This window comes from Streptomyces sp. NPDC046900, assembly GCF_040644975.1.
Lineage (GTDB): Bacteria > Actinomycetota > Actinomycetes > Streptomycetales > Streptomycetaceae > Streptomyces.
Window position 1 is genome coordinate 56,493 of record NZ_JBEYXD010000001.1, and the last position, 13,511, is coordinate 70,003.

Below are 13,511 nucleotides of genomic sequence, written 5' to 3' on the forward strand. Positions count from 1 at the left end.
TCACCAGTTAACGACCGCTTACTCGAAGAAAGATCCGGGGCCCGAAATTGGTCCGAACCAATCACCCAAGTGGTCTAGTCCCCTTGGAGATTTCGGACCGTCGCTTCCGCCGCCCCTCAGGTGTCGTCCCGGCGGGCCGGCGCCGGCGCAGCGTACGCGGGCTCGAGCTCCTCGATGGCGCGCAGCGTTCCGCCGAGCATCTTCACCAGCAGGTCGCGCAGGGTCTCGCGGGACAGCTGCGGCCGGGCGATCCAGTCGAGGGTCGCGCCCTCCACGCTGCACACCCATCCGAGCAGACCCATACGCACCAGCGGGGGGATGTCGCGTCGGCCGTAGGCCCCCTCGGCGATGATGGCGACGATCACCTCGCGCACCCCGTCCCGGATGGCGTGCACCTGGGTGTCGAAACCCACGCCGCCGCTGACGATCGTCCGGTAGGCGGCCTGATTGTGCTCGGCGTACCTCAGATAGCGGTCGATCGTGCGATGCACCCGCTCCACCGGCGGCAGTTCCAGACCGCCGGCCGCTGAGGTGGCGAGGTCGGCCACCGAATCCTCGACGATGGCCAGGTAATAGCCTCGCTTGGATTTGAAGTAGTAGTAGATCAGTCCTTTCGCCACATGGGCATGGCGCGCGATGTCATCCATCGACAACGCGTCGTAGGAGGTGTCGGCGAACAACTTCCGCCCGATGGCGATGAGTTCGGCGCGGCGCGCCAGTGAGCGATCGGTACCGCGCGGCTGCGCGGATATCGCACCTCGCTGTTGACTGATATTCAATTTCTACCCAGGTCTCCGATTTCCGGCGGGCTATCCGCAGTATTGCAGAACCACACCGGCATCATGTTCGACTCTGATCGACCAGTCGGACACTGTTCGGAAAGCGGGGCGCGATCCGGCCACTCAGCTCACAGCAGACCGAGCTGCGTGACGAACATCGCGAGGACCAGCACGAGCGCCCAGCCCGCGACATGCTCGAGGATCTTCGGACCGTCGTCCTTGGGACCACCCGTACGGGTGCGGACGCGGGCGGCGGTGGCTGAGTTGGCGGTCATGGCATCTCGCTGGTCTAGGGCTGCACGGTGGACTCCCCCCGCCGATGTGTCCACCTTGCCACCGGAATGCGCCGCCGCGGCGGAGAGCTTGCTCACACGGCGGCCACCGGTCCCCCGGGCCGTACCGGGTGACCGGGGCCGCGTGCGTCAGCGGACGCCGACGGCCGCGAGCGCCTTGCGCTGCCCCGCGGTGGGACGGGCCGGGAAGTACAGGTAGCAGACGCCCCCGGTGCCGGAGACGACCTTGCCCGAGGCGTTGTACCGCTTGGTCCTGAGCCAGATGTTCTCCCACTCACGCCTCTTGTAGACCCGGCGCACCGCCTCGTCGCCGGGCGAGGCCGGATCGTTGGCGATCACATCGCCGTCGGCGGTGAAGCCGATCACGGTCATCAGATGGCCCGAGGTGCCGTACCCGGCTCCCGTCAGCTCCTCCTTCAGGAACGACTGTGACGTTATGGCCGGGATGCCCGCGGCGATCAGCGTCTCCAGATCGGTGAGCGAGGACAGCCGGGTGACGACCCCGCGCAGGTCCTTGTACGTCGCCGCGTAGGCGGCGTTGAACGGCCAGTTTCCGCAGCCCTGGTACTGGTGGTCGTAGGTGGAGCGGGCGGCGAGGCAGACCTGCGGGTCGGCATAGGACGGATCGACCCAGGAAAGCTGCTCGGCGGTGGGTTTCCGCCCCCAGTACTCGATGATCATCTGGGAGGAGGTCGGGCTGCACCAGGCCTCGCCGCCGTTGTCGTACTGCGGGTACTGGCCCTTGTGGATCTCCTGCGAGTACCGCGGGACGATCAGCTCCTTGGCCAGCGCGGGCGTGGAGGCGGGGACGGTGAAGCGGTCGGGGATGTCGGAGCCCATGGCGCCGAGCCGCCACACGACCGGGGTGAGCTTGGTGCCCGGGGCGCGGTAGAGGGTCAGGCGCAACTGGTACGAGACCAGCCGCAGGCCTGATGCCGCGTCTGCGATGGCGAAGGTGTCGGTCGAAATGCTGCTCTTGCCGTCCTTCTGATCGTCGACGGAGGTCCGCTTGATGTCCTCGTCTCCGGCCGCCCAGCGGCCCATCACGTACCAGGGGGTCTGCGTGCCGTCGGAGTAGCCGCCCTGCAGTTCGACCTGGAGCCAGGTGCCGGCCGGGGTCTGGGCGTTCCAGGAGGCGATGGCCTCGGTGGACGGGACGGACAGCCGGTGAACCGGGGAGGTCCAGACGGCGTACTCCCAGGTGGCGGTCTTGCCGGTGTGCGGATCGGTGTAGTCGAAGCGGCCTGCGGGGGTGGCGATCACCACCGAGGGGCGCAGGCCCGCGACGGGCCGGACACCCTGCGCGGACCCGGTGCGCCAGTCGGAGTACGAGGTCCAGGCACGGTAGTCCACCGGACGCGAGGATTCCTTGGTGGACCCCCCGGCCGGGACGGCCGCTGCCGCCGGGACGGCGGCCGCTCCGGTCGCCGTGGCCGCGACGACCGCGGCGGCGAGGAGGGTTCTGCGGGACGGCTCTGAAGCTTTGCTCATCGGTGGGTGACTCCCAGTTGTCCTGAAGCGCTGGTTCAGATGCACGGTGTGCGCCAACTATGGCCGCCGTGCGGGCACCGTGCCAGCTGTTCGGCCGTCGGCGCGTCCACCAATATTGGTCTCGACCACTGGCATGACCTGGGGTGCCGCCATCCCCGACGGGCACCGGCGCGCCAGGTCTGACCGGGCGCCGGTGCCCTTCCCGTGCAGGGGCCGCTGTGCCCTCAGACGAGGTCCATCGCCGCCACCTCGTCCGGGCGGCCGTAGCTGACCGGTCCCCGGAAGCGGCGGCGCGCGGTGGCGAACCACCACACGGTGGCCACGAGCAGCACAACCGCGAGGGCGATCGGTGCGTAGTTGAAGGAGTCCACGGTGATCGGCGCGGCCTGGGGCAGCATGAAGAGCACGCTGCTGAGCAGGATCCACACGACGGCGACGACGCCCACGGGCGCGCTCCACCGTCCGAGGTGCCAGGGTCCGGGACGGAACTCGGCGCCGAGCCTGAGTCGCAGGAAGATCGGCACGGCGTAGGCGAGGAAGAGGCCCACCACGTTGACGCTGACGATCGCCGTGAAGGCGGTGTGGGACCACCAGCCGGGCAGCACCAGGAGCAGCGAGCAGGCAACGGCGAGCCAGACCGCCTTGACGGGTGTGCGGGTACGCGGCGAGACGGAGTGCCACCAGCGGGAGCCCGGCATCGCACCGTCTCGCGAGAACGCGAAGATCTGCCGGGTGTTGCTGGTCAGATTGGCGAGCCCGCAGAAGAGCATGGCACCGATGACGACCAGCAGCAGCACCTTCGCGACGCCCGTGCCGAGCCCGTCGATGAGGATCTGCACGGGCGGCGCCGAGGAACCGGCCACCTTGGCGTAGTCGCCGATGCTGTACACCAGGGCCAGCATGAGGATCAGACCGGTGATCGCCGAGTAGCCGATGGCCCGGGTGATGCCCCGGGGAGCGTTGACCGTCGCCCGTACCGTCTCCTCGGACATGTGGAAGCTGCCGTCGAAGCCGGTGAAGGTCCAACTGGTGACGAGCAGGCCGAGCATGCCGCCGAAGAGCCCGTTGGTGAAGCCGGTGTTGTTCGCGAAGTGTGTGACGAAGGACGCGGGACGGTGCTCGTCCGGGACGGCCACGAGCGCGCCCACGATCGCCACGAGCCCGATCAGCAGCCACCACACCGAGATCCGGTTGAGGACGGCGACCAGCCGCACGGTGTACGTGTTGGCCAGCCCCTGCACCACGATGATCACCGCCGTGATGAGCACGGTCTGGTGCGCGGTCGGCTCGTACGAGGGCCGCTCAAGGGAGATGAACGCCTGGATGAAGGTGGCTGCCGCGTATCCGGTGGCCGCGGTACCGCCCACCTGACCGACGAAGTTGAGCCAGCCCGTGTACCAGGACCAGGCCCCCTGATGCCGCTTGGCGAGCTTTCCGGCGGAGAAGTACAGGGCTCCACTCGTCGGATAGGCGGAGGCCACCTCCGCCATCGCCGCGCCGATGAAGAGCACCATGACGGAGACGCCGATCCAGCCGAAGACCAGAACGCGCGGCCCGCCCGCGTTCATACCGAACCCGAACGACGAGAAGATTCCGGAGAGGATGTTGATGATGGTGAAGGAAATGGCGAAATTGTCGAAGGCCTGAAACCTCCGGGTGAGTTTCCTCGGATACCCCATCGCGTGGAGTGTGGCGTCGTCGTCTATCGCGACGGGATCCCTTCCCGCATGTCGTCGCGTACGGGGTGCGGATATCCGTTCTGACACGAGCGGACCTTTCTGTGTGGGGGGTTGAGCGGGACAGCGGACGCACGCGTCAGGCGGTGCCCGGCACGGGCAGTCCGCAGCTGCGTCGGGCGCGAGAGAGCTGCTCCACCGGGTCGCCGAAGACGCTCCAGGGCATGCGCGAGGCGTAGGGCCCCATGGCCATGAGGACGGCGCGTGCCTCGAAGGAGCACTCGGCCATGACCAGTGCGTGCGCCAGATACGCCAGGTCGAGCACCGGGGTGAAGCGGTAGCCGGCGACCTGCGGCAGCCAGTTCTGGTAGATCGCGAGCGCGGCGGAGCGCCACTGGGGCTGCTCCCAGACCCGGTCGGCCAGCAGCCGGGAGGGGTCGTAGCTCTCGACGAGCGCGACCAGAGGCAGCAGCCGCAGCGAGGACGTGGCAGGCGCGCGCTGGCCGAGGAAGGCGGCGACGTCCCAGGCGGCGTTCACCGAGCCGCCGTTCCGGCCGAAGAAATAGGCGAGGAACCGATGGTGGCCCTCGCGGTGGAAGGGGGCGAGCCGCAGCACGTGCGAGAACAGCTGCCAGGGACCGGCCGGCGCGGTGAGCAGTCCCTGTGGGGCGGGCTCATGGACGGCGTGCAGGCGCGTCAGCGCGAGCCGCACCACCCATGGCGTGGGGTCGTACGGCGCCGCCGTCGTGGCGCGTTCGCACGCCTTGAGCGCGATGCGCTCCAGCGCACGGGCCCGCTCGTCCTGCGCGTCGGCGGCACGCAGGGCCCGTAGCACGGCGACCCGCGCCCACATCAGTGCGGCTTCCGGGCCGGGCTCCTCGGCCAGCCAGTGTTCAGCCAGATCGGAGTCGGCGGCTTCGGAGGCGAGGACCAGGGAGCGGTGGGCGCGCAGCCCGGTGTCCTCGCGCGTCTCTGCGAGCAGTTCCCGAGCGCTCAGATAGCGGCCGACCCGTACTTCCACACATACGCTCGCCAGGTCGCGGTCGTCGGCCGCCGGATGCCACACATACTGCCCTTCGAATAACCCAGCGGCCATGCTCCCCCGTCCATCCCCGTACGAACGCCTGGCGGTTGCGCTCCAGGCACCCTACTCAGCAAGGGCAACAACCGGAACGGGCGTTTCCCGAATACTCACCCGGAAGACATCCAAGGCCGGGTGAGCACGAATAGAAGGAGCCAAAGATTGATGAATGAACAGTTCAATGTGGCACCAATTTCTCCGCCGCACACCATCGACTCGGACACCCGTCCGAGGGGCACCGACAGGGCCCGATAGAATCTTCCGGCGAAATATGCCAGCCCCTCGTACCCCGGGAATCTCCATTCACGCCCTCGCGTCCCTTCTGCGGCAACTGCCGCCGTCCTGCGGCCCCGTCCGCCTCATCGGCGTCGACGGGCATGCGGGCTCCGGGAAGTCCACGTTCGCCGGGCAGTTGGCGACCGCGCTCGACGGCGCTCCCGTGCTGCACCTCGACGACATCGCCACCCACGAGGAGTTGTTCGCCTGGGTCGAGCGTCTGCTGCGGGATGTGATCGAACCGCTCGGCAGGGCCGAGACGGCGCACTACCGCCCTTACGACTGGCGCGCTCGCGCCTTCGGGACCGCCCGCGCGCTGGCGCCCGCCCCCGTGATCCTGGTCGAGGGCGTCGGTGCCGGCCGCCGGGCCGTGCGGCCGTATCTGGCGGGGCTGCTCTGGATGGAGCTGCCGGCCGAGGAGGCCTGGACACGCGGCCGGTCCAGGGACGGGGAGGAGCAGCGCGCGTTCTGGAACGGCTGGATCGAGGCGGAACGCCGCCACTTCACCCGGGACCCCTCACGCCCCTTCGCCGATCTCCTGGTGCACCAGAGAGACAAGGGGTACGAGGTACTCCCGGGGCCCGGGAGTAGTGTTGGTCCGGACCGCGTCCTCACCCTCCGTGATGGATCATCCGCAGTGTGCTGAACTGGTGAAGACCCTTGCCGGAGAACTTCTTTGACTGCTCCAAGTCGGCTTGACCCGGGAGCCGTACAGGTCTTACGTTCTCAATAAGCGGCTTTCGTGGCCGCCATCAGAACGCGAAGCCCCCGGTTGTTCCCCCGTGATCGGGGGCTTCGTTCTGCCCGGAACACCTTCTGCGGGCGCCATGAGGCGTGATTCACTCACCCTCAGTCACCATGTGCGACGCGCCCTGTCTGCTCCCACCTCCTCAAACGGCCTGTGCGGCACCCTTCGGTGCGCCGGTGTCCCGCAGGTACGATGCCTTTCGGTGCGACCTTCGGACACTGCTCTGCGCACGGTTGCAACTCCGGTCCGTGCAAAGGCGGTTCGCGCAGGGCGGCCGACGGGCACGGGCTCGCCGGTGAACCAACGGGGGCACGGTTTGTGGGGGACGTGATGGACTTCGGCACGCGAGGCCCCGAGGCTCCGGCCGACCTCGCCTGGCTGCGAGGCGTCGACGCCTACACCATGGGCGCGTATCCGCAGGCGGAGGAGGAGTTCCGCGCCGCGGTGCGGATCGATCCCGGAATGGCCGACGGCTGGCTCGGGCTGCACGCACTGCGCGTCGACACCACGACCGCACTGCTGCGGATGTTCCGTCACCGGGACCGTTTCGGGGAGCAGCGGGCGCGGCACCGGCGCACCCTCAACTCCTGGTACTGGCTGGGCTGGTGGGTGCAACCCGTGCTGGAGAGCCCGCGCGACCTGCTGCTCGCGCACGCCTCGCACTGGCTGGACGGCCGCCACGTCCCCGAACTCGACCGGGCGCTCGCGGGACTGCCGCCCGTCGACGCCGACCCCCAGGTCCGCTTCCTGCACTCCTGCCGGGCCTACCTGGTCAAGGACTGGGAACAGTTGGTCCGGCACACGGATCCGCTGATCGACGACCCGATGCTCGGCATAGAGGCCGGCCTCTTCGGAGGGATGGCCCGGGTGCGTCTGGAGATGTACGGGCAGGCGGAGCCGCTGCTCGCCGCCGCCCTGATGCGCTGCCGCAGCGAGCAGCCCCAACGCAAGGAACTGCGGTACTGGCTGGCCCGCGCGCACGAGGGAACCGGCCGTTCCGCGGCCGCACTGCCGCTGTACCGGGCAGTGCACCGGGTGGACCCGGCGTTCATGGACACCTCCGCACGACTCGCGGCGATCGCCGAGGGAGACGGGTACGACGAGGCGGCCGACTTCGCCGCCATGGCGCTCACCGGGGGCGGGGACGTGCTGGACGGGCCGGACGGGCTCGATCCGCTGTTCGGCGCCGAGGGACGGGACGTGAAGCTCTCCGATCCCGAACCGCCGCCGGGCGCGATGCCCGCCCAGCGGGACCTCGTACGGGAGAAGTCCCCGGTGCCGGGACCGCCGCTGCCGACCGGACCGACGGATCCGGCGATGCTGGAGGAAGCGCTCGCCGAGCTGGAGCGCATGGTCGGCCTCGAGCCGGTGAAGCGCCAGGTCAAGGCGCTGTCCGCGCAGTTGAACATGGCCCGGCTACGGGCCGGGCAGGGCTTACCCGTGCAGCCGCCGAAACGGCACTTCGTCTTCTCCGGCCCCTCGGGCACCGGCAAGACGACGGTGGCGCGGATCCTGGGCCGGGTCTTCTACGCCCTCGGACTGCTCGGCGGCGATCATCTGCTGGAAGCACAGCGCGCGGACCTGGTCGGCGAGTACCTGGGCCAGACCGCGGTGAAGGCGAACGAGCTGATCGACTCGGCGATCGGCGGCGTACTGTTCGTGGACGAGGCCTACTCGCTGTCCAACTCGGGATACGGCAAGGGCGACGCCTACGGCGACGAGGCCCTGCAGGTACTGCTGAAGCGGGCCGAGGACAACCGCGACCACCTCGTGGTGATCCTGGCCGGCTATCCCGAGGGCATGGACCGTCTGCTGGCCGCCAACCCGGGTCTGTCCTCACGGTTCACGACCCGCGTCGACTTCCCCTCCTACCGCCCTCTGGAACTGACCTCGATCGGCGAGGTGCTGGCGGCGGACAACGGCGACCTCTGGGACGAGGAGGCCCTGGAGGAGCTCCGCTCCATCGCCGGTCACGTCGTGGACCAGGGCTGGATCGACGAGCTCGGCAACGGGCGGTTCCTGCGGACGCTGTACGAGAAGAGCTGTGCCTATCGGGACCTGCGGCTGACGGGCTATCCCGCGACACCGACCCGGGACGATCTGTCGACCTTGCGGCTGCCGGACCTGATGCAGGCGTACGGCGAGGTACTTTCCGGCCGGGGGCCGCAGGATCCTCCGGGGCCGTGAGTGCCTGACAGCGCGAACCGCCGACCGTCCGGCGGCCGGCGGTTCTCTGTCGTGGGTCGCGTGGTGCGTCCGCGCCCCACGCGAGGCGCGGACGCACCACGGCCGATCAGCTCGGTACCGCTTCCTTCTGCTCCGGTTCTGCCACGAGCTCCTTCTGCTCCGGTTCCGCGACGCGTTCCTGCCGCTCCGGCTCCGCCATGCGCGGCTGGGGCGGGGCTTCGCGGTGGGCCGGGTCCCTGACCTCGCCGACCAGGAGTTCCAGGACGTCCTCCAGGGCGACCAGACCGAGCACCCGGCCGGAGGCACCGGCGACCTGGGCGAGGTGCGTGGCGGCCCTGCGCATCACCGTCAGCGCGTCGTCCAGCGGCAGCTCCGCGGCGAGCGTCGTCATCGGCCGCCACAGCTGCTGCGGCACCGCCCGATCGGAGTCCTCCAGGTCGAGGACGTCCTTCACATGCAGGTAGCCCATGAAGGCGCCGTTCGCCGCGACAACGGGGAAACGCGAGTACCCGGTGCGCGCCGTGAGCGCCACCACCTCGCCCGGAGTCACCGTGGGTTCCACCGTCACCAGCAGAGCCGAGTCGAGAAGCACGTCGGTCACCGGGCGCGAGCCCAGCTCCAGCGCGTCCTCCAGCCGCTCCTGCTCCTCGGGGTCGAGCAGCCCCGCCTGGCCGGAGTCCTCCACCAGCTGGTTGAGCTGTTCGCTGGTGAAGACCGCCTCGACCTCGTCCTTCTGCTCCACCCGGAAGAGCCGGAGGATCACCTTGGCGCAGGCGCTCAGCGCGACCGTCACCGGCCGGCACAGCCGGGCGAAGGCCACAAGGCCCGGGCTCAGCCACAGCGCGGCCCGCTCCGGCGCCGCCATCGCCAGGTTCTTCGGCACCATCTCGCCGATCACCAGGTGGAAGAAGACGACGGCGGCGAGCGCGATCACATAGCCGAGCGGATGGATCACCCCGTCGGGGATGTGCACCACCTCGAACACCGGCTCGAGCAGATGGGCCACCGTCGGCTCGGCCACGGCGCCCAGCGTCAGCGAGCACACGGTGATGCCGAACTGGGCGGCGGCCATCATCTGCGGCAGCCGTTCGAGTCCGTACAGCACCTGACGGGCCTGTGCGGTCCCGAGGGGCTCGATCTGGCTGCGCCGCACGGACACGAGCGCGAACTCGGCGCCGACGAAGAAGCCGTTCACCAGCACCAGCAGGCAGGCGAACGCCAGTTGGAGCACACTCATCGCAGCACCTCCGCGGCCGGGGCGGAGACGTCCGCGAGCTTCACGAGCCTGACCCGCTCGGCGCGGTAGTGCCCCACCTGGCGCACCGTGAGCCGCCAGCCGGGCAGCTCGGCCCGGTCACCGGGAGCGGGGATCCGGCCGAGGAGGTCGGCCACAAGACCGGCCACGGTCTCGTACGGCCCCTCCGGCACGTCGAGGCCTATGCGCTGCAGGATGTCGACACGGCAGCTGCCGTCGGCGTCCCACGCGGGCCGTCCGTCCTCGGCGGGCGCGACGGCGAGTTCGGGCAGGTCCTGCCGGTCGTGCTCGTCACGCACCTCGCCGACCAGTTCCTCGACGATGTCCTCGAGGGTGACGACGCCCGCCGTCCCGCCGTACTCGTCGACGACGACGGCGATGGGCTGCTCGCTGCGCAGCCGCTCCAGCAGAGGCTGCACGGGCAGCGTCTCCGGGACGAGCAGCGGCGTCTGGGCGATCCGGGTGACCGGCGTACGCAGCCGTTCGCGCGAGGGCACCGCGAGGGCGTCCTTGAGGTGCGCCATGCCGACGATCTCGTCGATCTTCTCCCGGTAGACGGGGAAGCGGGACAGACCCGTGGCCCGGGTCAGATTGACCACGTCCTGCGCGGTGGCCGACGACTGCAGCGCGCTCACCTTCACACGCGGGGTCATCACGTGCTGCGCGGTCAGCTCGCCCAGCGACAGCGTCCGGACGAAAAGGTCGGCCGTGTCCTGCTCCAGCGCGCCGGCCCGCGCCGAGTGGCGGGCCAGGGAGACGAGCTCCCCGGGGGTGCGGGCGGAGGCCAGCTCCTCGGTGGGCTCGACGCCGAGGGCGCGCACCAGCCGGTTGGCGACCGTGTTGAGGGCCGCGATCACCGGCCGGAACAGCCGCGAGAAGAAGTGCTGCGGACCCGCCACGAAGCGTGCGACCTGGAGCGGCCGGGACACGGCCCAGTTCTTGGGTACGAGCTCGCCGATCACCATCTGCACGGCCGAGGCAAGCAGCATGCCGACGACCACGGCGACACCGGAGAGCGCGCCCTCGGGGATGCCTGTCGCGGCGAGCGGGCCGCGCAGCAGCTCGGCCAGTGCCGGTTCGGCGAGCATGCCGACGACGAGGGACGTGATGGTGATGCCGAGCTGGGTGCCCGAGAGCTGGAAGGACAGCTCCCTGAGCGCGACGACGACGGTGCGAGCCCGTCGGTCGCCCTCCGCGGCCGCCTTCTCGGCGTCGGGCCGCTCGACCGTCACGAGTCCGAATTCGGCCGCGACGAAGAAGCCATTGGCCAGGATGAGCAGGAACGCCGCCCCGAGGAGCAGCAGGGGGATGGTCATGATGCCGCCGCCTCCGCGTTCACGCGGACACGGTCCGCGCTATGTCGGCAGGGGGCGGCGCAGGTACTACAGGACGATCCGTCCATCGCCGGAGGGAGTCACTCCTCGGATAGCAGGAGCCTCTGAGCACCGGGCGGAGCACCAGAGGCGGAGGCGCCACGCAAGCGCCTCTGCATCCAGATTAATCAAGACTTCGGTGTGTGCGGCAGGGTGGACGGGCTCGAGTCAGCTGTGATGTCGCTCGGGGCCGGCCGTGGAACGCGCCTCGGCGAGGGCCCGGAGCGTGCTCGCATCCTCGATGGCCCGGTGTTTTGCGATGCCCGGCTGGATACCGAGGGCGGGCAGGCTGGTGCCGTCGCTGAGGTCGAGGAAGACCCAGGGGTCACCCGGACGCAGGTTGACCCGCAGGATCTCCGCCCAGGCCAGATGGCGGCTGCCGGCGATGTTGACGACGGTGACCCCGGTCTCGTCGGCCACCACCTTGGGCCGGGCCAGCAGGAGCAGCACTCCGCAGAGAAGGACCGCCGTGAGGACGAAGCTGAGCCGCTCCCCTGTGCTGAGCTGGTCCAGCAGCAGGGCGACTGTGGTGATGACCACGAATATCGCCGCTCCGGCGCTGAGTAGCACGGCGCGGGTGCGGCCCGGCCGGAAAGTGACCGGGAGGGTGGGCAGATCGGGCATCGGTGTGCGGTTCCTCACAGCCTGCAGGCGTGGATGGCCGTGGTCAGGATGGCCCGGGCGCCGATGGCGTACAGATCGTCCATGATCCGCTGGGCCTCCTTGGCCGGGACCATGGCGCGGACCGCGACCCAGCCCTCGTTGTGCAGCGGGGAGACGGTCGGGGACTCCAGGCCCGGAGTCAGCGCGACGGCCTTCTCCAGCTGCTCGACCCGGCAGTCGTAGTCCATCATCACGTAGGTCCGGGCCACCAGGACACCCTGGAGGCGGCGCAGGAACTGCTGGACCTTGGGTTCCTCGATGTCGGCGCCGGTGCGGCGGACGACGATCGCCTCGGACTTCATGATCGGCTCGCCGATGACCTCCAGGCCCGCGTTGCGCAGCGAGGTGCCGGTCTCCACGACGTCCGCGATGACCTCGGCGACACCGAGTTCGATGGCGGTCTCGACGGCGCCGTCCAGGTGGACGACGGAGGCGTCGATGCCGCGGTCGGCGAGGTGCTTGGCGACGATGCCCTCGTAGGAGGTGGCGACCGTCATGCCGTCGAGGTCGGCCACGCCGTTCGCCGTGCCCGGCTTGGTGGCGAAGCGGAAGGTGGAGCGGGCGAAGCCGAGCGGAAGGATCTCCTCCGCATTGGCGCCGGAGTCGATGAGCAGGTCCCGGCCGGTGATGCCGATGTCGAGGCGCCCGGAGGAGACATAGATCGCGATGTCGCGGGGGCGGAGATAGAAGAACTCGACCTCGTTCTCCGGGTCGACGATCCTCAGCTCCTTGGACTCCCTGCGCTGCTGGTAGCCGGCCTCATGCAGCATCTCCGCCGCAGGGCCGGACAGTGAACCCTTGTTGGGGACGGCGATGCGCAGCATGAGGTCGGCTTCCTTCGTTCGTGCGTCGGGTGTGCGGATGTTCGGTTGGCAGCTCAGAGGTAGGCGTAGACGTCGTCCAGGGAGATCCCGCGCGCCACCATCATCACCTGGACGTGGTAGAGCAACTGGGAGATCTCCTCGGCGGCCGCCTCTTTGCCCTCGTGCTCGGCGGCCATCCAGACCTCTGCGGCTTCCTCGACGACCTTCTTGCCGATGGCGTGCACGCCCTTGCCGACCAGTTCTGCGGTGCGGGAAGTGGCGGGATCGCCGTGGGCGGCCTTCTGCTGGAGCTCGGTGAAGAGCTCCTCGAACGTCTTCTTGGACATGGTGGTCCTTACCCTACGCGCTTCGGACCGTCTCTCAGTGCCAGGGTTCGGATACCGAGCGCAGCGTGGTGGCGGTCGCCACCGCAGCGGTCACGGCCTCGTGTCCCTTGTCCTCGTGGGAGCCCTCGAGGCCGGCACGGTCCAGCGCCTGCTCCTCGGTGTCACAGGTGAGCACGCCGAAGCCGACGGGGACGCCCGTCTCCACGGACACCTGGGTCAGGCCCTGGGTGACGCCCTGGCACACATAGTCGAAGTGGGGGGTACCGCCCCGGATGACCACGCCGAGGGCGACGATCGCGTCGTATCCCCGGCCCGCGAGTACCTTTGCGGCGACCGGGAGTTCGAAGCTGCCGGGGACCCTCAGCAGGGTCGGCTCGTCGATTCCCAGCTCCCGCAGGGCGCGCAGGGCGCCCTCCACCAGACCGTCCATCACCTTGTCGTGCCACTGTGCCGCGATGACGGCGACCCGCAGGTCGCTCGCATTGCGTACGGACAGTTCCGGTGCACCCTTGCCGCTCACGTCTCTCCTTTGTGCTCTG

13 protein-coding genes are annotated in these 13,511 nt (G+C 69.5%); 2 read left to right on the forward strand and 11 right to left on the reverse strand.

Going from position 1 to position 13,511, the window contains the following annotated elements; translation table 11 throughout:
- Positions 1 to 116: 116 nt before the first annotated feature.
- From ABZ904_RS00225 to ABZ904_RS00245, 5 genes are all read right to left on the reverse strand, one after another.
- The gene (locus ABZ904_RS00225) at positions 117 to 779 is read right to left on the reverse strand and encodes a TetR/AcrR family transcriptional regulator (protein WP_359397823.1); all 663 of its coding nucleotides are present in this window, start codon (positions 777 to 779) and stop codon (positions 117 to 119) included.
- A 128-nt stretch (positions 780 to 907) separates the two neighbouring features.
- The gene (locus tag ABZ904_RS00230) at positions 908 to 1,054 is read right to left on the reverse strand and encodes an SCO1431 family membrane protein (protein ID WP_359397826.1); all 147 of its coding nucleotides are present in this window, start codon (positions 1,052 to 1,054) and stop codon (positions 908 to 910) included.
- A 147-nt stretch (positions 1,055 to 1,201) separates the two neighbouring features.
- Positions 1,202 to 2,563 carry a peptidase C39 family protein gene (locus ABZ904_RS00235; protein ID WP_359397828.1) on the reverse strand — a complete coding sequence of 454 codons (1,362 nt, stop codon included), beginning with the start codon at positions 2,561 to 2,563 and terminating at the stop codon, positions 1,202 to 1,204.
- A gap of 224 nt (positions 2,564 to 2,787) precedes the next feature.
- A complete protein-coding gene (locus ABZ904_RS00240) occupies positions 2,788 to 4,242 on the reverse strand; it encodes an amino acid permease (protein ID WP_359397830.1) in 1,455 nt (484 codons plus the stop codon).
- Between the two features lie 136 nt (positions 4,243 to 4,378).
- On the reverse strand, positions 4,379 to 5,335 hold the full coding sequence (locus tag ABZ904_RS00245; protein ID WP_359397832.1) for a hypothetical protein: 957 nt from the start codon (positions 5,333 to 5,335) through the stop codon (positions 4,379 to 4,381).
- 256 nt (positions 5,336 to 5,591) lie between these two features.
- On the opposite strand from ABZ904_RS00245, the gene ABZ904_RS00250 reads away from it, so the two are divergent.
- Both ABZ904_RS00250 and ABZ904_RS00255 read left to right on the forward strand, forming a co-directional pair.
- On the forward strand, positions 5,592 to 6,242 hold the full coding sequence (locus ABZ904_RS00250) for a hypothetical protein (protein WP_359397834.1): 651 nt from the start codon (positions 5,592 to 5,594) through the stop codon (positions 6,240 to 6,242).
- Between the two features lie 432 nt (positions 6,243 to 6,674).
- Positions 6,675 to 8,531, forward strand: a complete 1,857-nt coding sequence (locus ABZ904_RS00255; protein WP_359397836.1) for an AAA family ATPase — start codon at positions 6,675 to 6,677, stop codon at positions 8,529 to 8,531.
- A 106-nt stretch (positions 8,532 to 8,637) separates the two neighbouring features.
- On the opposite strand, the gene ABZ904_RS00260 is transcribed toward ABZ904_RS00255, so the two are convergent.
- From ABZ904_RS00260 to ribH, 6 genes are all read right to left on the reverse strand, one after another.
- Positions 8,638 to 9,768 (reverse strand): hemolysin family protein, encoded by a 1,131-nt coding sequence (locus tag ABZ904_RS00260; RefSeq protein WP_359397838.1) that lies wholly within the window; start codon positions 9,766 to 9,768, stop codon positions 8,638 to 8,640.
- Positions 9,765 to 11,102, reverse strand: coding sequence for a hemolysin family protein (locus tag ABZ904_RS00265; protein ID WP_360992091.1), 1,338 nt, complete (start codon positions 11,100 to 11,102; stop codon positions 9,765 to 9,767). The genes ABZ904_RS00260 and ABZ904_RS00265 overlap by 4 nt, the downstream gene beginning before the upstream one ends.
- 225 nt (positions 11,103 to 11,327) lie before the next feature.
- Positions 11,328 to 11,783: a PH domain-containing protein gene (locus ABZ904_RS00270; RefSeq protein ID WP_359397842.1), complete on the reverse strand. Its 456-nt coding sequence runs from the start codon at positions 11,781 to 11,783 to the stop codon at positions 11,328 to 11,330.
- A 14-nt stretch (positions 11,784 to 11,797) separates the two neighbouring features.
- On the reverse strand, positions 11,798 to 12,646 hold the full coding sequence (gene hisG / locus ABZ904_RS00275) for an ATP phosphoribosyltransferase (protein ID WP_359397844.1): 849 nt from the start codon (positions 12,644 to 12,646) through the stop codon (positions 11,798 to 11,800).
- A 53-nt stretch (positions 12,647 to 12,699) separates the two neighbouring features.
- Positions 12,700 to 12,972, reverse strand: a complete 273-nt coding sequence (locus tag ABZ904_RS00280; RefSeq protein WP_360992087.1) for a phosphoribosyl-ATP diphosphatase — start codon at positions 12,970 to 12,972, stop codon at positions 12,700 to 12,702.
- A gap of 34 nt (positions 12,973 to 13,006) precedes the next feature.
- On the reverse strand, positions 13,007 to 13,492 hold the full coding sequence (gene ribH, locus ABZ904_RS00285; RefSeq protein ID WP_359397848.1) for a 6,7-dimethyl-8-ribityllumazine synthase: 486 nt from the start codon (positions 13,490 to 13,492) through the stop codon (positions 13,007 to 13,009).
- Positions 13,493 to 13,511: the final 19 nt, after the last annotated feature.

What these genes read in the sequence shown, in the direction of transcription:
- hisG (WP_359397844.1), bottom strand. Translation starts at nt 12,646, where the DNA reads ATGCTGCGCATCGCCGTCCCCAACAAGGGTTCACTGTCCGGCCCTGCG.
- ABZ904_RS00230 (WP_359397826.1), bottom strand. Translation starts at nt 1,054, where the DNA reads ATGACCGCCAACTCAGCCACCGCCGCCCGCGTCCGCACCCGTACGGGT.
- ABZ904_RS00240 (WP_359397830.1), bottom strand. Translation starts at nt 4,242, where the DNA reads ATGGGGTATCCGAGGAAACTCACCCGGAGGTTTCAGGCCTTCGACAAT.
- ABZ904_RS00280 (WP_360992087.1), bottom strand. Translation starts at nt 12,972, where the DNA reads ATGTCCAAGAAGACGTTCGAGGAGCTCTTCACCGAGCTCCAGCAGAAG.
- ABZ904_RS00235 (WP_359397828.1), bottom strand. Translation starts at nt 2,563, where the DNA reads ATGAGCAAAGCTTCAGAGCCGTCCCGCAGAACCCTCCTCGCCGCCGCG.
- ABZ904_RS00250 (WP_359397834.1), top strand. Translation starts at nt 5,592, where the DNA reads ATGCCAGCCCCTCGTACCCCGGGAATCTCCATTCACGCCCTCGCGTCC.
- ABZ904_RS00255 (WP_359397836.1), top strand. Translation starts at nt 6,675, where the DNA reads ATGGACTTCGGCACGCGAGGCCCCGAGGCTCCGGCCGACCTCGCCTGG.
- ABZ904_RS00265 (WP_360992091.1), bottom strand. Translation starts at nt 11,102, where the DNA reads ATGACCATCCCCCTGCTGCTCCTCGGGGCGGCGTTCCTGCTCATCCTG.
- ABZ904_RS00245 (WP_359397832.1), bottom strand. Translation starts at nt 5,335, where the DNA reads ATGGCCGCTGGGTTATTCGAAGGGCAGTATGTGTGGCATCCGGCGGCC.
- ABZ904_RS00260 (WP_359397838.1), bottom strand. Translation starts at nt 9,768, where the DNA reads ATGAGTGTGCTCCAACTGGCGTTCGCCTGCCTGCTGGTGCTGGTGAAC.
- ABZ904_RS00270 (WP_359397842.1), bottom strand. Translation starts at nt 11,783, where the DNA reads ATGCCCGATCTGCCCACCCTCCCGGTCACTTTCCGGCCGGGCCGCACC.